Genomic DNA, 17,720 nt, shown 5'->3' on the forward strand with positions numbered 1-17,720 from the left:
ATCATGCCCGCCAGACCGTCCGCTCCCGATCCGATCCTCGTCATCGACGACGAGGCCGACCTGCGCGAGCTGCTCGATATTTCCCTGCGCCGCATGGGGCACGACGTGGTGATGGCCGGCTCGCTGGCCGAGGCACGCGTGCGGCTGGCCGAGCGGCGCTACAGCCTGGTGCTGACCGACATGCGGCTGGGGGACGGCCTCGGCATCGAAATCGTGCGCCAGTTGTCGGCCTCGCCCGAGCGCACGCCGGTGGCCGTGATCACGGCCTACGGCAGCGCGGACAACGCCGTGGATGCGCTCAAGGCGGGCGCCTTCGACTACATCGCCAAGCCGGTTTCGCTGGAACAACTGCGCACGCTGATCCTGAACGCGCTGGGCCGCCATGCGCGCGCGCCGGCCGATGGCGGGACGTCTGCCGAGGGGGCCGAGAGCGCCGAACTGGCCGATCTGGGCGACCGGGCCGCCGGGCTGCTGCCGGGTATGTCGCCGGCCATCCACGAGGTGCGGCGCTCGCTGGCGCGGCTGGCGCGCAGCATGGCGCCGGTGGTGATCAGCGGCGAGTCCGGCAGCGGCAAGGAGCGCGCGGCGCGGGCCATCCACGCCATCAGCGCGCGTTCGGCGCATCCGTTCGTGGCCGTGAACTGCGGCGCGATTCCCGAAACGCTGATGGAATCCGAGTTCTTCGGCCATGTGAAGGGCGCCTTCACCGGCGCCGACGCCGAGCGGGGCGGGTTCTTCCAGGCCGCGCATGGCGGCACGCTGATGCTCGACGAGGTGGCCGACCTGCCGCTGGCGATGCAGGTCAAGCTGCTGCGCGCGCTGCAGGAGCGCCGCGTGCGCAAGATCGGCGCCAGCAAGGAAGACACGGTGGACGTGCGCGTGATGTGCGCGAGCCACAAGGACCTGGCCGCGATGGTGGCGGCCGGCACGTTCCGCCAGGATCTGTATTACCGGCTCAACGTGCTGGAACTGCGCATGCCGACGCTGCGCGAGCGCGTGGAAGACGTGCCGGTGCTGGCGCGCGCCATTCTCGAACACCTGGCCGCGCGCTATGGCGACGCCCATCCGAAGCGGCTGTCGCGCGCGGCGCTGGAGCGGCTGGCGGCCTACCCGTTCCCCGGCAACGTGCGCGAGCTTGAGAACCTGCTTGAGCGCGCCTACGCCTTTGCCGAAACCGAGGCCATCGAGGTGGCCGATCTCGGACCGCTCGAAGCCGGCATGGAGCGCGCCAGCCTGCTGCAGCCGCGCCCGGCGCCGGTGCCGGCCGCGCCGCCGGCCTACCAGGCCTGGGGCTCGACGGCCGGCTGGTCTCCCGCGCCGGCCATGCCGCCCGCCGCGCCGGAACTCCCGGCCGAGCCGGCCTCGCCCGTACAGGCCGAGGCGGCGCCCGAGACCGATCCGCTGGCCGATGCACTGGCCGGGGTGCCGTTCCCGATCGATCTCCAGGCACGGCTCGAAGCCGTGGAGCGCGAACTGATCCTGCGCGCGCTGCGCCAGACCGGCTTCAACCGTACCGCCGCCGCGCCGTTGCTGGGCCTGAACTTCCGGCAACTGCGCTATCGCATCCAGCAGCTTGAAATCCGTGACGAACGCGAAGGCCGCGACGGCCGCGATGGCGCCGACGGCAGCGAGGACGGCGAATCACTGGCCGAAGGCGAGGGCCGCGATGGCTGACGTGCCGGTCGCCGCCAGCCTCCTGCCGGACTTCCTGCCCGACGCCGCTGGCTGGGTGCCGGCGGCGCGGCGCGTGCCATCGCCCAACTTCGACGCGCGCCCGGACGGCATGCCGCTGGATGTGGTGGTGATCCACAACATCAGCCTGCCGCCGGGCCAGTTCGGCACCGGCGACATCGAGGCGTTCTTCCAGAACCGGCTCGATGTATCGCGGCATCCGTTTTTCGAAACGATCCGCGAGGTCCGTGTCTCGGCCCATTTCCTGATCACGCGCGAGGGGGAACTGGTGCAGTTCGTGGCGTGCACGCAACGCGCGTGGCATGCCGGGCAGTCTGAATACTGCGGCCGGCAGCGCTGCAACGACTTCTCGATCGGCATCGAGATCGAAGGCGCCGATGACCAGCCGTTCACCCCGGCCCAATACACCACGGCGGCTGCGCTGGTGACCGCACTGCGCGCCGCCTACCCGATCCAGGGCGTGGCGGGCCACAGCGACATCGCCCCGGGCCGCAAGACCGATCCGGGCCCACACTTCGACTGGCCGCGGTTTGTCGCGCTGGCGGGGCTGCCGGCCGGGTTGCTGCCCTATCGGCGGGAGGGCTGACCGGCCCCTGGCCGAGTCGTCCCGCTCCAATCTGGCGCATTTTGGGTACAATCGCGCCCCCGCCTTCGTGCCGGACTTCCCCATCCTGGGTCACCTATCGGTGATCCATGGTCATTAAAAAAATTTCTGGATTTTGTGCGATACCGAACCGGCTCCCGCGAAGCCTTGCGGCAGCGCGCTTTGCGGGAATGTGGCGCTGCCGCACGGCCCTGATTCGACCCTTCGGACGTGTCTGTCAAGTCTGTTCATTCCCTTTCAGTTCACTATACTTAGCCCAGTTTTGAAACGGCACCACTACATCTAGTGGTGCTACCGGGGAGCCGGCCCCGATGTGGCGTGGGCGTTGCAGCAAGGCTGCGGCGCAGGCGGCACAGGGGTGAGGGGGCCGGGGCAGTGCCAGAAAGTCCCTAGCAAAGTGTTTGCAGTGCAGTTTGGTTCTCAGCCGGCTGGATCGGCATCGAGCGTCTTCTGAAGCACATTTTGCTAGGGACTTTGTCGTCTTCTTATCAGTACTCAAAAAACACACGGGTTAAAACAGGAGTTACCTCATGCAAACGGCCCAAAACGAACAACAAACCACCGCCGCCGGCCTGGCTGGCGCCGTCGCCGGCAATGCGCAGCAAAGCCCCGCCGCAGCAGGCGTGTCGTATCAGGACTACAAGCTGATCCGCCGCAACGGCGCCGTGGTGTCGTTCGAGCCGAACAAGATCGCCGTGGCCATGACCAAGGCGTTCCTGGCCGTGAATGGTGGCCAGGGTGCGGCGTCCGCGCGTGTGCGCGAGATCGTCGAGCAGATGACGCAGGGCGTGGTGCGTGCGCTGGTGCGCAGCCGTCCGAATGGCGGTACGTTCCATATCGAGGACGTGCAGGATCACGTGGAACTGGCGCTGATGCGCTCGGGCGAACATGAGGTGGCCCGCGCCTACGTGCTGTACCGCGAGAAGCGGACGCAGGAACGCGCCCAGGCCAACGCCCAGGCGGTGGCCCGCGTGCAGGAGAGCGGCGTGTCGGTCAACGTGACCGACAACGGCGTGACCCAGCCGCTGGACCTGGTGGCGCTGCACGCGCTGATCGACAACGCCTGCAGCGGTCTCGGCGATGCCGTGAGCGCCGAGCCGATCCTCAAGGAGACGCTCAAGAACCTGTACGACGGCGTGCCGATGACGCAGGTCTACGACTCGGCCATCCTGGCCGCCCGTACCCTGATCGAGAAGGACCCGGCCTACAGCCAGGTGACCGCCCGTATCCTGCTGCACACGATCCGCAAGGAAATCCTGGGCGCCGAAGTCACCCAGGCCGAAATGTCGACGAAGTACGCCGAGTACTTCCCGAAGTTCATCGCCCGCGGCATCGAGGCCGAGCTGCTCGACGAAAAGCTGGCCACGTATGACCTGGCCCGCCTGGGCGCCGCGCTGGACGCCTCGCGCGACTTCCAGTTCAACTACCTGGGCCTGCAGACGCTGTACGACCGCTACTTCCTGCACATCGAGGAACAGCGCATCGAAATGCCGCAGGCGTTCTTCATGCGCGTGGCCATGGGCCTGGCGCTCGAAGAGAAGGACCGCGAAGCCCGCGCCATCGAGTTCTACCAGCTGCTGTCGTCGTTCGACTTCATGTCGTCCACGCCCACGCTGTTCAACTCGGGCACGCGCCGCTCGCAGCTGTCGTCGTGCTACCTGACCACGGTGTCGGACGACCTGGAAGGCATCTACGAAGCCCTGAAGGAAAACGCGCTGCTGTCGAAGTTCGCCGGCGGCCTGGGCAACGACTGGACCAACGTGCGCGCGCTGGGCTCGCATATCAAGGGCACCAACGGCAAGAGCCAGGGCGTGGTGCCGTTCCTGAAGGTGGTCAACGACACGGCCGTGGCCGTGAACCAGGGCGGCAAGCGCAAGGGCGCGGTCTGCGCGTACCTGGAGACGTGGCACCTGGACATCGAGGAATTCCTGGAGCTGCGCAAGAACACCGGCGACGATCGCCGCCGCACGCACGACATGAACACGGCCAACTGGATTCCGGACCTGTTCATGAAGCGCGTGATGGAAAACGGCGAGTGGACGCTGTTCTCGCCGTCGACCTGCCCGGACCTGCACGACAAGGTGGGCAAGGCGTTCGAGCAGGCCTACACGGCCTACGAGGCCAAGGCGGCCAGCGGCGAGCTGAAGCTGTTCAAGAAGATCCCGGCCATGCAGCTCTGGCGCAAGATGCTGGGCATGCTGTTCGAGACCGGCCATCCGTGGATCACGTTCAAGGATCCGTGCAACATCCGCAGCCCGCAGCAGCACGTGGGCGTGGTGCACAGCTCCAACCTGTGCACGGAAATCACGCTGAACACGAACGACAGCGAAATCGCCGTGTGCAACCTGGGTTCGGTGAACCTGGTGGCCCACCTGGCGCAGCAGGCCGACGGCTCGTACGTGCTGGACCACGCCAAGCTGCAGAAGACGATCCGTACGGCGATGCGCATGCTCGACAACGTGATCGACATCAACTACTACGCGGTGGACAAGGCGCGCAATTCGAACCTGCGCCACCGCCCGGTGGGCATGGGCATCATGGGCTTCCAGGACTGCCTGCACGTGCTGCGTACGCCATATTCGAGCGACGCCGCCGTGAAGTTCGCCGATACGTCGATGGAGGCGGTCTGCTACTACGCCTACCACGCCTCGACCGAACTGGCCGAGGAACGTGGCCGATACAGCACTTATGAGGGTTCGCTGTGGGACCGAGGCATCCTGCCGCAGGATTCGCTGAAGCTGCTGGCCGAAGAGCGCGGCGGCTACCTGGACGTGGACCTGTCGACCACGATGGACTGGGATTCGCTGCGTGCCCGCATCAAGCAGCACGGCATGCGCAATTCGAACTGCATCGCCATCGCCCCGACCGCGACGATCTCGAACATCATCGGCGTGTCTGCGTGCATCGAGCCGACGTTCCAGAACCTGTACGTGAAGTCCAACCTGTCGGGCGAATTCACGGTGGTCAACGACTATCTCGTGCGTGACCTGAAGTCGCGCGGCCTGTGGGACGAGGTGATGGTTGCCGACCTGAAGTACTTCGACGGCTCGCTGGCCCGCATCGACCGCATTCCGCAGGACCTGCGCGACATCTACGCCACCGCGTTCGAAGTGGAACCGACCTGGCTCGTGGAAGCGGCCAGCCGCCGCCAGAAGTGGATCGACCAGGCCCAGTCGCTGAACATCTACATGGCCGGCGCATCGGGCAAGAAGCTGGACGACACCTACAAGCTGGCCTGGCTGCGCGGCCTGAAGACCACGTACTACCTGCGCACGATGGCGGCCACGCACGTGGAGAAGTCCACCGTGTCGCGCGGCTCGCTGAACGCGGTGTCGTCGGGCTCGGACGCCGGCTCGGCCATGGCCGCCGCCGCGGCATCGGCCCCGGCCATGCCGGAAGCCGAAGGCGCGGTCTGCACGATGCGCCCGGGCGACCCCGGCTTCGACGAGTGCGAAGCCTGCCAGTAACAGACTGAACCACCCCCCTCGGTTTTCTCCCCTCACCCGCATGCGGGAGAGGGGCCGGGGGAGAGGGCCGGCGTGTCAATGACCGATGCGCAATGCTGGCCACCAGCCGCCCCTAACACGCGAATTTCCGGAGAACCACCATGCTGAGCTGGGACGACGACGTTCAAGCCACCCCGCAGGCCGCACCGCAGCCTGCCCTGCAACCTGCATCCGCCGCATCGGCCGCCGTCGACCAGCATGGCGTCCTGCCGCCGGCCGCCACGGCGCCGGCCGGCATCCTGGGCAACAACCCGAACGCCGCCGCCGCCCAAAGCTCGCGCCGCGTGAGCGCCGCCGACAAGCGCGTGATCAACGGCGCCACCGACGTGAACCAGCTGGTGCCGTTCAAGTACAAGTGGGCGTGGGAAAAGTACCTGGCCGGCTGCGCCAACCACTGGATGCCGCAGGAAATCAACATGTCGCGCGACATCGCCCTGTGGAAGGACCCGAACGGGCTGACCGAGGACGAGCGCCGCATCATCAGCCGCAACCTCGGCTTCTTCGTGACGGCCGATTCGCTGGCCGCCAACAACATCGTGCTGGGCACCTACCGCCAGATCACGGCGCCGGAATGCCGCCAGTACCTGCTGCGCCAGGCGTTCGAGGAAGCCATCCACACGCACGCCTACCAGTACATCGTGGAGTCGCTGGGCCTGGACGAGGCCGAGATCTTCAACGCGTACCACGAGGTGAAGTCGATCCGCGACAAGGACGAGTTCCTGATCCCGTTCATCGACACGCTGACGGACCCGTCGTTCAAGACCGGCACGCCCGAGAACGACCAGAAGCTGCTGAAGAGCCTGATCGTCTTCGCCTGCATCATGGAAGGGCTGTTCTTCTACGTGGGCTTCACGCAGATCCTGGCGATGGGCCGCCAGAACAAGATGACCGGTGCCGCCGAGCAGTACCAGTACATCCTGCGCGACGAGTCGCTGCACTGCAATTTCGGTATCGACCTGATCAACCAGATCAAGCTCGAAAACCCGCACCTGTGGACGCCCGAGTTCAAGGCCGAGATCACCGAGCTGTTCAAGAAGGCCGTGGACCTGGAATACCGCTACGCCGAGGACACCATGCCGCGCGGCGTGCTGGGCCTGAACGCACCGATGTTCAAGGGCTACCTGCGCTTCATCTGCAACCGCCGCTGCCAGCAGATCGGCCTGGACCAACTCTTCCCGAACGAGGAAAACCCGTTCCCGTGGATGAGCGAGATGATCGACCTGAAGAAGGAACGCAACTTCTTCGAAACCCGCGTGATCGAGTACCAGACCGGCGGCGCGCTGTCGTGGGATTGATCGGCGTGATCGATTGAAGGGTCGGCTGCAGCGGTACCAAACGCAGGAATAAGTCCAGCAGCCAGGACGGGTGAGGAACGGCCACCGGGTGAAAGCCCGGTGGCTGTTTTTCTTTTGGGGGGCGCCGTATTCCTGGAAAGTCCTGGCCTCTCTTTAGCATCACCCGTCGAAGGGTGGGGTCAGAGCACCTCGCTTCGAAGCGCACCGTTCTCTGAGTTGGTTTTGACCGTCGCCAATTAGCGCTCGCTTTGAGAATCGGCTCACACCGTCTTGCGGCTCGCCTGTCTACGATGGCCCTCCCACCACTGGAGGACTGACCACGATGAAAGTAGGGCAGCTGATGGAATGTGATTTTGGGGACTACAGCTACGATGCGTTCCGACAGCGGATAGACGACCGCGATGGTCATATCGCGCCCGAAATGGTGAAGAACCGTCTCGCTGTCATCCTGAACTTCAAACTGGCCCACGGGGCACTAGTCGTTCCGGTGTCTTCCAGTCTCGACCTGAGCAAGGTGCAGCGCGGACTGCACGTCCTGATTGATCCGGCCTATGTCACGCAAACCAGCTTCTACGACAAGCGCGACAGGTGGGCTCTTTGCGACCACGTGCAGCAAGTGAGCAAGAAACGGCTGAGAAGCGTAACGGGCGCGCGAGGGTACGTTACCGACATCCTGCCGTGGTGGCTTGTGGCGGAAATTCAGAAGGGGGTGATCGCCGGCATCAACGCCCGCTCGCTGCTGCCCCCGGACGCAGCCGGCATCCCGGGCGGCGTTGACACTGGCGGCCTGATGCCAGCATAATCGCCCCACACGCCCTTGAGGCGACCCGCAGTTTCGGTAGTACCCTCCCCATTGAGGGAAATTCAAAAGCCCAGCCTGAACCGCTGGGCTTTTGCTATTTTTGCTTCAGGAGATCGGGCGTCAGCCCACTCCCTGCCCATCATCAAATATCTCCTCGATCCTGAGCCCGAACACCCGGGCGATGGTGAACGCCAGGGGCAGGCTGGGGTCGTAGCGGTCGTTCTCGATCGCGTTGACGGTCTGGCGCGAGACCGAGAGGGCGTCGGCGAGGTCGCTCTGGGACATGCCCCGCGCGGTGCGCAGTTCCCGCATCCGGTTCTTCATCGTGTCGGCGAGTTCAACGAGTTCAGCGATAGCGGCGCGCGCAGAGGATGCCCGCAAGGATCCACAGCGTGGCCATGACCGGCCAGACCACGAACAGCGACAATTTCGGAAAGCCCACGCCTTCCAGGAAGCCGTAGCTGAACGTGAGTAGCGCGGTGCCTGCAAACGCCACGGCCAGCGCTTCGAACTGGACCTTGCGGACCAACTCGTCGACGCGGCGCAGCTGGCGTACGACCACCCAGCAGATCACGCCGCCGGCCAGCATCGGGCACAGCGCCACCGCAATCCGCGCCGGCTCGCTGTCCACCCAGCGCAGGTTCAGCGCCGTGATCGACAGCGCCAGCAGTGCGATGTAGCCGAGCAGTGCCGCGGCCATTTCCCAACGGTAACGATTCATGATGCCTTGCCTCGCAGAAAGCATGTAAAGGATGCTTTACAGCATAGCGCAAGCCGACGGCAGATGTAAAGGAGGCTTTACAGACCGGAAGTCGGCCTCTTGATCGTCGTCGACGCCGCCCCCGCTTTCAGAATCGGCTCACACCATTCCGCATCCCGGCTCCCTACGATGGCCTTCCGATATCGACAAGGAGGTCGTCACGATGCAAGCCGTAGTCCTGCAGCACCTCGGCGAGGTGCCGCGCTTCACCACGTTCCGCGACCCGGTGGCGCGCGACCACGAAATCCTGGTCCGGGTGCGCGCCGCTGCGATCCGGCCGGCGGATCTGAAGATCGCCCGGGGGCATCATCCGAGCATGCCGATGGAGTTGCCGCACCTGTGCGGGCGCGACGGCACCGGCTATGTGGCCACGGGGCGGCCGGTGTACTTCCAGACCCGCCGCAGCCCGTATGGGGCGATGGCCGAGTACGCGCCGGCCGACTGGATCGTGCCGATTCCCGACGGCGTGGACATGGCGATGGCCGCGGCGCTGGTCGGACCGGCGCTGCGCGCGTGGCTGCCGCTGGCGATGCGGGCCGATCTGGAGCCCGGCGAGACCGTGCTGGTACTCGGCGCATCGGGCGTCATGGGCCGGCTGGCGGTGCAGGCCGCGCGGCTGCAGGGGGCGGGCAGGGTGCTCGTGGCCGGGCATCGCGTCGACCTGATGGGCCTGACCGGCGCCGACGCGGTGATTGATCTGGGGCAGGCGCCGAGCATGCTCCAGTACGCGTTCGCATCGCATGCCGTGGATGGCATCGACGTGGTGCTCGACTATGTCTGGGGAGAAACGCTCGAACTGCTGCTGTCGGCGATGGTCGAGCCGCACGGCCCGTCGGCGGGTTCCGAGTACCGGGGCGTGCGCGTGGTGTCGATGGCGGAGCGGTGCGCGGGCAGCGTGGTGATCGCGCCCACGGCATTGCGCGACTCGCGCGTGGTGCTGATGGGCGCCGGCCCGGCCAATGCTCCGGGCATCGAGGACGTCAGGCTGCTGGTGGAGGAAATCCTGGCCTACATGCGCCTGGGCGACCTGCGGATGAACGTGGACACCATGCCGATGGCGGCGGTGGAGGCCGCCTGGCGGGCGGCCCGCGACCCCGCGCGACGCGTCGTGCTGACGCTGGACTGACGCCCAGGGCCGGGCACGCCGCCCGCTCAGGCCGCCTTGCGCTGTTCCACCGGCGCCTCGCCGCCAGCCTTGCGCTCGCCGCCGAGCGCGTCGGTCAGGTCGGCCAGCATGCCGGCCAGTTCGCCGGCCATCAGCGCGAAATCGGCGTCGAAACGCTCTTCCTCGTCGTGGAGCGTGGCGTCGGCCTGCTCCTTGATCACGTCGAGCGGGTTCACGCGCTTGACCGCCAGCGCGTCAGTCAGCACGAACGACACGCGGTCGTTCCATGTCATCGCCAGCCGCGTGCAGCGCTTGCCGGCCGCGATGTGGCGGCGCAGGTCCTCGGGATCGAGCGGATGGCGTACATAGCGAACGGTCGCCTTGCTCTCGCTGCTCGATTGCAGCTCGATTTCCTGGTCTACCGTGAAGCCGGCCGGCGCGGTCTCGGTGGCCAGCCACTCGGTCATGGCCGCCACCGGCGACAGGTTGACCTGCAGCCCCACCACGGGCAGCGGATCGATGGCCTTGAACAGCATGCCGCGCACCTCATCGGCCTTGGCCGTGCCGGCCGCGTCGATGGCGAGCCAGCCGTTGGCGGGGTCGATCCAGACGCGCGTGTCGCGGCGGATGCTGAAGGCGCGCGGCAGCAGTTCCTCGGTGATCTGTTCCTTGAGTTCCTTGAGCTGCTTGCGGCCCGGCTTGAAGCCCTGCTGCTCCTCGAGCTCGGCGGCGCGCGCCTTGGTGACCTGGTTGACCACGGTGGCCGGCAGCAGCTTCTTCTCGGTGCGCAGCACCAGCAGCATCTGGCGGTTCACGCAATGCACGAGCTGACCGTTGTCGCGCGGCGACGCCCAGCCCTGGGTCTGCATTTCCAAGCTGGTGCCCGGGTAGAACGCGTGTTTGCCGAGCGCGGCTTCCACGTCTTCGACGGTCAGCGTCCACGGGGCGGAGAAACGATGGATCTGGAGATTCTTGAACCACATAGGGAATTCGGCCTCGCGTACGGTAGGAAAATTGGCAAGGGACGAATTCTAACGGGTTGCCGCGGGCGGGTACGACACATGACGGGCTAGAAAAAACGCCCGTCACGCGGAACGCAGGTTCCGGGCAACGGGCGCAGCGGAGGGCCGGCGGCTGCGGCGCCGCCGGCCGGGCCGTCAGATGTCGAGCTTCGAGATCTTGGTGCCTTCCAGGCTCAGGCCAGCCATCAGGCCAGCGTTGGTCATCGCAAAGCCGATGATCGGCTGCTGGGCCGTGTTGGTGTCGATCTGGCCATTGGCGCCGATCGTGGCCAGGGCCACCGTGGCGTCGGCACCCACTTGCCAGCCGCTGCTGCGGACAAACTTGTCGTAGGCTTCCTGCGTCATGAACATCAGCACGAAGGCCTTCGACTGGGCGCCGATCTGCCAGCCCACCGAGCCCGAGATGGCGCGGTAGTAGCCACGGTTGGCGCCGCCCGAGCGCAGCACGCCGTCGCCATACTCGCCGCCGACGATGAAGCCCGCGGACAGCAGCTTCGGGAAGATCAGGATGCCCTTGGCCTTGGCGCCAAGATCGCGCGCGCCATTGGCCGTGGAATACAGGCGGTTCAGCGTATCGCTGGCCCCGGTATCGATTTCGCGGCGCTTGGACGCGGCATCTTCGCCGCTCTTGGGGCCGGTGACGCTGCAACCCGTGAGCGAGAGCGCACCGAGGGAAAGACCGGTAAGGCCGACAAGACCAGCGCTGCCGGCGGACAGGAAGGTTCGACGTTTCATTATTTCCTCCAGGGGAGTTCGTGTGTTGCAACCGCCTCTACAGCATAGGCGGGCAAGGCACTTCCGCAAATGCGATTTTGTCTGACACGGAGCCGGAGAGACTCTGACATGACATGGTCATACTTTCTTGCAAATGCAGGGAACTAATTTCGGAACCGCATGATTTACGGCAGGTCTTTGATTCATGCACAAGACATTTGCCCCCACCGCAAGCGCGGCACGCCCTACCGGCCGTGTCCCTCTCCAACCCGGCATGGATGCGATTGATGCGGCGCAGCGAGCGCCGTGGCGTGTGCGCCTGGGTGCGGCCGCGATGCCGCTCGCCGCGCTGTTCCTGGCCGCGTGCTCGTCGGCCCCTTCGGTCGAATCCTCCGAGGCGAAGCAGGAAGTGGCGCAACTCAATTCGGGATGGCAGGCCGAGCGCGCCAAGTACATGGAGTGCGTACAGGACAAGGCCGACTCCGGCGCCAAGGGCAAGGGCACGTCGCGCGACGTGGCGGCCGGTGCCATCGACGCGTGCAAGGACCAGCTCAAGGTCATGCACGACGCCTTCCAGTCCTATCTCTCGGCACAGATGAGTTCGAGCCACGGCCAGAACAGCGCCCGCCAGGCCGCCGACCGCGTGACGACCGATACCCGCGAGAAGGCCCGCACCTACCTGACACGTTACGTCGAGGTGGAGCGCTACAAGGCCGGCCAGCGCTGATTGCCGGCCTTCAGGAACCTGGAGAAACTACGATGCGGCGCCCCCCATGGGGCGCCGTTTTTCTTGTGCGCCTATATATATAGTGCGCGGCCGTGCGGTCAGCCGTGCTGGTGCCGGAATTCCTGCGTCTTGCCGCCGTAGCCGTAGGCAGCGGCGCGGGCGTCGATCACGTGGATGTACGAGACCGGGTTCACGTCGTCGATCAGCGCAGACAGCGCCTCGAACGCCTGCTTCAGGTACTCGGCCTTCTCGGCCTTGGTGTTGGTTTCGTCCGTCACGCTGATATCGAGCTGGAAGGCGTTGCGACCGCTGGCGTGCGCCGACAGCGGCGTGCCACCGATGAACCATTGGTCGCGCGGCAGAAAGCTGACCGTGGTGACAATCACCGGGGCATCCTTGCGCAACACGCGCTGGGTCAGCTCGCCCACCACCGCCACGGCGCGGTGCATCAGTTCGGAATCGGGCTGGCCGGAAATCTGCAGGGAAACGTGAGGCATGACGGGCTCCTTTATCGGGTGAATGGACGATCTGCTACGTGTTGCGATGACGTCATCGTAGTGCGCGTCTTGCTTTCGGAAAAGCGGAAAGATACGATGCTATCCATCGGATAAACCGAAAGATGGAATCATGCGCTTCTTTGATGCCGAGCAACTGCGGACCTTCGTGACTGTGGTCGAGAGCGGCAGCCTGTCGGCGGCCGCGCCGAAGCTGTTCCTGTCGCCGTCGTCGGTCAGCGACCAGCTGCGCAAGCTGGAGGAACGCGCCGGCGTGACGCTGCTTACGCGTGGCAAGAAAGGCGTGGCGCCCACCGCCTCCGGCGTGCGGCTGATCGAATACGCGCGGAGCATTCTTTCGCTCAACGAGATGGCCTTGGCCGATCTGCGCGACCAGACGCTCGACGGCGAGCTCCGGCTGGCCGTGACCGACTACTTCCGCCCGCAGGAAATCGCCATGATCCTGCGCCACCTGCGTGATCGCTACACGCAACTGAAGCTGCACGTCACGGTGATGAAGAGCGCGGCCATCGAGGCGGAGGCCGAGCGGGACACCTTCGACATCGGCCTGAGCATGCGGCTGGTGCCCACGCGCGGCGCGGCGCCGGCGAAAGCCGGCGGACGCGGTGCAGTGGTCTTGCGGCGGGAGACGTTGTCGTGGGTAGCGGCGCCGGACGTGGCGATGTTCCCGGCCGAGACACTGCCGCTGGTGCTGCTGCCCGAGACCTGCTCGATGCATCAGTTCGTGGTGCAGTTGCTGACGCGCCGCAAGCGCGCGTTCGAGATTGCCCATTCGGCTTCGGGCGTGCCCGGACTCAACCTGGCGCTGGAGGCCGGGCTGGGCGTGTCCTGCCTGAATGCTTCGGCGATCAGCCCCGGCGCGCAGGCGCTCGATGGCGCCACCGCCGCCCGCTGGAAGCTGCCGGCGCTGCCGGCGGCGGAGTTCTACCTGCTCGGTCCCCGGCGCGGGGAGAGCGAGTTCATCGGGCAGGCGCGCCAGGCACTGGCGGAGCGTTTCTGACTCCGCCCGGCGAAGTATCTATATGGATACCGGCGCCGCCCATCGGATAAATCCTATTCGGCAGTCATGTGGGCGTTCTTCGCGATGCGCCCGAGTCGATCGCGCTCGGTCCGGATGAACGCCACGAAGCTCTCCACCGAACCGCCGGCCGGCTCGATACCGTTCTGGATCAGCCGCTCGCGGATCTCGGCGTTCTGCATGCCCGCCGTCAGCTCGGCGTTGAGCCGCTTGACGATGGCCGGGTCGGTGCCCTTGGGCGCGAAGATGCCGGCCCAGTGGCCGATGCGCACGTCGGCCAGCCCCTGCTCGGCCGTGGTCGGGATGTTGGGAGCTGCGGGCATGTGCTTGTCCCACGTCGCGCCCAGCGCCTTGAGCTTGCCCGCCTTGATCTGCGGCAGGACCACGATCGACGCCTCGGATGTTGCCGCCACCTGGCCGCCGATCACCGCCGTGATGCTTTCCGAGCCACTCTTGTACGGCACCACGTTCAGGTCGGCGCCTTTCTCCTTGAGCATCTCCTCGACGAAGTGGGGCGTGCTGCCGCTGCCGGCCGTGGCAAACGGCACGCCACCCTGTTTCTTCGAGTAAGCCACGAGTTCGGCCACATTGTTCACCGGCAGCGACGGCGACGCGACGATCACCGACGGACTGACGGCGATCAATCCCACCGGCACGAGGTCATCGGGCTGGTACGGCATCTTCGGACGGATCAGGCTGTTGGTCACGGTGCCCACCGCGCCCACCAGGAAGGTGTAGCCATCGGGCTTGCTCTTGGCCACGTAGTCGGCGCCCACCACGCCGCCCGCGCCGGGCCGGTTCTCGATCACCACCGGCTGGCCAATGCGCTTGCTGACGGCCTCGGCGCCGGCACGCGCCACGAGATCGTTGGCGCCGCCCGCCGTGAACGGCACGACGAACTTGATGACGTGATTGGGCCACGCATCGGCCGCATGGGCGAGCGGGGCGGCAGACGTGAACAGGGCGGCGGCGGCGAGCGCCAGGCCCCGGACGGGGCTGCGGAAGGAACGGGTCATGCTTGTCTCCGGAGTGTTTTATGGGTGCTGCAAGACCCATGCTACCGAAGCAAGCTGTCAGTTGGCTGTAGAGGCGGGGAGGGCGGGGAGGGCGGGGAGGGCGGGGAGGGCGGGAGCAGCGCGGTGCGCTGCCCCGGGAGGCGGCGAATGCCCGGGCATCGCCGCACGGATCACTGCCGGATCCAGCTCTGCGTCCGGCCAATCAGGCTGATGCCGATGAAGCCGCGCACCTTGAGCGTCTTGCCGTCGTCGGCCAGCGACATCTTGCACTTGTAAAGCTTGCCGGTCTCGGGGTCCAGGATTTCACCGCCGGTCCACTCGTTGTCGGCCGTCTTGCGCAGGCCGGTCAGGATGGTCATGCCGATCACGGGCTGATCCTTGCGCGAATCGGTGCACTTGTCACAAGTCGAAGGCTTTCCTTCGGTCGGCACCAGGCTCTTCACGATCTTGCCGCTGTACACGCCGTCCTGTTCCGTGATCTCGATCACGCCGCGCGGCTTGCCGGTGGTGTCGTCGATGGTGTGCCACGTGCCGGCGGGCGTGGCCTGGGCGGCGGCCATCGCGCTGGCAGCCAGCGTGCCGACGAAGGTGGTGGCCAGGACGGTGGCGCGCAGCAGGGCGCGGAGGTCGGTCAGGCGCATGAGGGTTCTCCGTTTCTGAGTTTCGGTGATGCAGTGTCGCAGGTTGCGCGGTTGCGGGCGGGCAACAGCGCCCGAGGCAATACTCTAGCGACCCGCCGGCGTTGCGCCAACGCACCACGCATCGGTAGGAACCCGGATGCTAGCGCACTGTTCAGCCGCTGCTGCGTCAGACATCGTGCGACAGGCGGTGAGCGGTGCGCGATGACACCGGTCCGATGCGCGGGAGCGCGTGCGATGCGTTGTGTTGCGTTGTCCGATTCGTGTCGTCACAGCGTCGACGCACGTCCGTTCGATGTCGAAACGCCAACGCGATCATGGCCGCGGCAACAAACCGTTGCGCTGACGCATCACTCTTCGTCGTACTCGCGCAACTGTCCGGACGATGCGCGCGCGCTGTCGCATCGCACCGACGCGGCGTGCGAACGCACGATCGATTTCACGCGCGAGCCGATGCCGCGATGGTGCCGCGCGCGATGCCATGCGACGCGCGCCGTCACGCTGCGCGGCGTCATCATGGCGCGCGGCGTCGCACACGCGCGCGATCCCGAAAGCCAATGTTCATGCGGATCTCCAGCCGGTGGCCGGTGTCGCGCAAGTGTGTCGGCGGAGGTGTGGCGATGGTCGCGACGGTTGTGTCATACCGTGCGCGAACGCAATGCGCAGCGGTTGCGCGAAGCGGTCCGGCAACGCGCGGCCGCATCATGCGAACACACGTCGATGGAACTTCATCGACGGTGTGGAAGTCGAGATCGATGAGTGTGTCGAAGGTGTTGAGATCGCAGTGCGTGCGCGAAGTAGATCGATTCGATCTTGCGCGCAAGTTTTTTTGCACTTTTTTCTTAACATCATCGAGCAAACGAATTATGATTCGCCTTGACAAGAGTCTCACTTCATTGCATCGACGTGTGGTGTCACAACAAGCAAGCAGAAGCAACGATGAAGCGATGCTTCGATGCAGGTGAACGCGGGTAGCCGAGGAGCACCAGAACTTTGACGCAGACCGAGCCGATCCGGTTTTCAACAACGCGTGCAGTGTGCTGTAGCCCGATGACGGGATGGGCGAGCTACCCCCTGATGATTGCCGTCTGCGGTGCGCGAGGCCAAGCCCGTGCCGCAGGCCTGCTGACCGATATCTCCTCTTTTCTGGTTGCGCGCCGCCACGACGGACGGCGCGGGCCAGTCGAATATTCCAGGGCACGGCCTGCCCCGGGGATCCGCCTGTACGCTGGCTCTGCCGCCAGCGCGCGAATCCCGTGCCGCCGTGTACGACCCGCACCGCGCGCCGAAGCGCGCGGGGGTTTCCCTGCCACCGAATTCATTAGCGTGCGGTCAGAGATGTGTCGTGCGCCGATGAATCGCTCGCTCGATTGGGGTGCGCGACGTGCGCGTCTCGGGTCGGTCGGGTCGTCCATTTAGGTCATTCGATATTTCACGCTAGTGAAGGAGTTATCCATGGCAACTGCTGCAAAGAAAAAGCCGGCGGCTAAGAAAGCCGCCAAGCCGGCCGCCAAGAAGGCCGCCGCCGTGAAGAAGGTCGCCGCCAAGAAGGCAGCGCCGGCCGCCAAGAAGGCAGCCACCAAGAAGGTCGCCGCCAAGAAGGTAGCAGCCAAGAAGCCGGCCGCCAAGAAGGCAGCACCGGCCAAGAAGGCCGCAGTGAAGAAGGTCGCCGCCAAGAAGGTTGCAACCAAGAAGGTTGCCGCCAAGAAGGCAGCACCGGCCAAGAAGGCCGCAGTGAAGAAGGTTGCCGCCAAGAAGGCCGCACCGGCCAAGAAGGCAGCCGTCAAGAAGGTAGCCGCCAAGAAGGCCGCACCGGCCAAGAAGGCTGTTGCCGCCAAGAAGCCGGCCGCCAAGAAGGCTGCACCGGCCAAGAAGGCCGCCGCTGCCAAGAAGCCTGCTGCCAAGAAGGCTGCTGCGCCTGCGAAGAAGGCTGCCGCACCGGCCAAGAAGGCCACCGCTGCGAAGAAGCCGGCTGCCCGCAAGGCTGCCAAGCCTGCTGCCGCTCCGGCCGTGGCTCCCGCTGCTGCTGCAAAGACCGCGCTGAACCCGGCAGCGGCCTGGCCGTTCCCGACGGGCAACCGTCCGTAATCGCTTCGCCTCGTGCGAGCGGTCACCACTGGGAATCGCCTGGGCACGCATCGCGTGCCGCACTGACCGGATACGTGGTATCCGGTCCGCAAGACAGCAGGTCTTGCCGACCCGCCGATGGCATCCGTGCCCGGCGGGTTTTTTCATGGGCGCGCGCCAATGCAAAACGCCGCGGCCCGGAGGCACGCGGCGTTCATTGCAGCGATGTCATGTTGCCG

Annotated in this window: 17 protein-coding genes; 9 read left to right on the forward strand and 8 right to left on the reverse strand. The window is 66.0% G+C overall.

The window, feature by feature from the left end:
* The first annotated feature begins 3 nt into the window (after positions 1–3).
* The 5 genes from EV147_RS00335 to EV147_RS00355 all read left to right on the forward strand — a co-directional run bounded on the left by EV147_RS00335 (position 4) and on the right by EV147_RS00355 (position 7,899).
* On the forward strand, positions 4–1,674 hold the full coding sequence (locus EV147_RS00335) for a sigma-54-dependent transcriptional regulator (protein WP_130389155.1): 1,671 nt from the start codon (positions 4–6) through the stop codon (positions 1,672–1,674).
* A complete protein-coding gene (gene ampD, locus EV147_RS00340; RefSeq protein ID WP_130389156.1) occupies positions 1,667–2,278 on the forward strand; it encodes a 1,6-anhydro-N-acetylmuramyl-L-alanine amidase AmpD in 612 nt (203 codons plus the stop codon). Before EV147_RS00335 ends, ampD begins: the two co-directional genes overlap by 8 nt.
* 548 nt (positions 2,279–2,826) lie before the next feature.
* Positions 2,827–5,763: a ribonucleoside-diphosphate reductase subunit alpha gene (locus tag EV147_RS00345; protein WP_130389157.1), complete on the forward strand. Its 2,937-nt coding sequence runs from the start codon at positions 2,827–2,829 to the stop codon at positions 5,761–5,763.
* A gap of 140 nt (positions 5,764–5,903) precedes the next feature.
* Positions 5,904–7,097 carry a ribonucleotide-diphosphate reductase subunit beta gene (locus EV147_RS00350; protein WP_130389158.1) on the forward strand — a complete coding sequence of 398 codons (1,194 nt, stop codon included), beginning with the start codon at positions 5,904–5,906 and terminating at the stop codon, positions 7,095–7,097.
* Positions 7,098–7,419: 322 nt separating this feature from the next.
* On the forward strand, positions 7,420–7,899 hold the full coding sequence (locus EV147_RS00355; protein ID WP_130389159.1) for a type II toxin-antitoxin system PemK/MazF family toxin: 480 nt from the start codon (positions 7,420–7,422) through the stop codon (positions 7,897–7,899).
* Between the two features lie 120 nt (positions 7,900–8,019).
* On the opposite strand, the gene EV147_RS00360 is transcribed toward EV147_RS00355, so the two are convergent.
* Positions 8,020–8,223 (reverse strand): helix-turn-helix transcriptional regulator, encoded by a 204-nt coding sequence (locus EV147_RS00360; protein WP_130389160.1) that lies wholly within the window; start codon positions 8,221–8,223, stop codon positions 8,020–8,022.
* Positions 8,224–8,245: 22 nt separating this feature from the next.
* A complete protein-coding gene (locus EV147_RS00365; RefSeq protein ID WP_198680153.1) occupies positions 8,246–8,620 on the reverse strand; it encodes a hypothetical protein in 375 nt (124 codons plus the stop codon).
* A gap of 202 nt (positions 8,621–8,822) precedes the next feature.
* On the opposite strand from EV147_RS00365, the gene EV147_RS00370 reads away from it, so the two are divergent.
* The gene (locus EV147_RS00370) at positions 8,823–9,785 is read left to right on the forward strand and encodes a quinone oxidoreductase family protein (protein WP_130389161.1); all 963 of its coding nucleotides are present in this window, start codon (positions 8,823–8,825) and stop codon (positions 9,783–9,785) included.
* A 26-nt stretch (positions 9,786–9,811) separates the two neighbouring features.
* Here EV147_RS00370 and EV147_RS00375 read toward each other — a convergent pair whose 3' ends face one another.
* On the reverse strand, positions 9,812–10,747 hold the full coding sequence (locus EV147_RS00375) for a recombination-associated protein RdgC (protein ID WP_130389162.1): 936 nt from the start codon (positions 10,745–10,747) through the stop codon (positions 9,812–9,814).
* Positions 10,748–10,921: 174 nt separating this feature from the next.
* Entirely contained in the window at positions 10,922–11,521 is a 600-nt protein-coding gene (locus tag EV147_RS00380) for a BPSL1445 family SYLF domain-containing lipoprotein (RefSeq protein WP_130389163.1), read from the reverse strand.
* A gap of 253 nt (positions 11,522–11,774) precedes the next feature.
* Between EV147_RS00380 and EV147_RS00385 the strand changes: the two genes are divergently transcribed.
* On the forward strand, positions 11,775–12,227 hold the full coding sequence (locus tag EV147_RS00385) for a hypothetical protein (RefSeq protein WP_235844570.1): 453 nt from the start codon (positions 11,775–11,777) through the stop codon (positions 12,225–12,227).
* Positions 12,228–12,325: 98 nt separating this feature from the next.
* Here the strand turns inward: EV147_RS00385 and EV147_RS00390 are convergent, their stop codons facing one another.
* Positions 12,326–12,724, reverse strand: coding sequence for a tautomerase family protein (locus EV147_RS00390; RefSeq protein ID WP_130389164.1), 399 nt, complete (start codon positions 12,722–12,724; stop codon positions 12,326–12,328).
* A 130-nt stretch (positions 12,725–12,854) separates the two neighbouring features.
* Between EV147_RS00390 and EV147_RS00395 the strand changes: the two genes are divergently transcribed.
* The gene (locus EV147_RS00395) at positions 12,855–13,742 is read left to right on the forward strand and encodes a LysR family transcriptional regulator (protein WP_130389165.1); all 888 of its coding nucleotides are present in this window, start codon (positions 12,855–12,857) and stop codon (positions 13,740–13,742) included.
* Positions 13,743–13,795: 53 nt separating this feature from the next.
* Here EV147_RS00395 and EV147_RS00400 read toward each other — a convergent pair whose 3' ends face one another.
* The 3 genes from EV147_RS00400 to EV147_RS25885 form a co-directional block, all read right to left on the reverse strand.
* Entirely contained in the window at positions 13,796–14,776 is a 981-nt protein-coding gene (locus tag EV147_RS00400) for a tripartite tricarboxylate transporter substrate binding protein (RefSeq protein ID WP_130389166.1), read from the reverse strand.
* A gap of 170 nt (positions 14,777–14,946) precedes the next feature.
* Positions 14,947–15,417, reverse strand: a complete 471-nt coding sequence (locus tag EV147_RS00405) for a DUF2147 domain-containing protein (RefSeq protein WP_130389167.1) — start codon at positions 15,415–15,417, stop codon at positions 14,947–14,949.
* A gap of 347 nt (positions 15,418–15,764) precedes the next feature.
* A complete protein-coding gene (locus EV147_RS25885; RefSeq protein ID WP_157994656.1) occupies positions 15,765–15,932 on the reverse strand; it encodes a hypothetical protein in 168 nt (55 codons plus the stop codon).
* Positions 15,933–16,869: 937 nt separating this feature from the next.
* On the opposite strand from EV147_RS25885, the gene EV147_RS00415 reads away from it, so the two are divergent.
* Positions 16,870–17,502 (forward strand): histone H1-like DNA-binding protein, encoded by a 633-nt coding sequence (locus EV147_RS00415; RefSeq protein WP_130389168.1) that lies wholly within the window; start codon positions 16,870–16,872, stop codon positions 17,500–17,502.
* The last annotated feature ends 218 nt before the right edge of the window (positions 17,503–17,720 follow it).

The sequence above is a fragment of the Cupriavidus agavae genome (assembly GCF_004217045.1).
GTDB classification, from domain to species: domain Bacteria; phylum Pseudomonadota; class Gammaproteobacteria; order Burkholderiales; family Burkholderiaceae; genus Cupriavidus; species Cupriavidus agavae.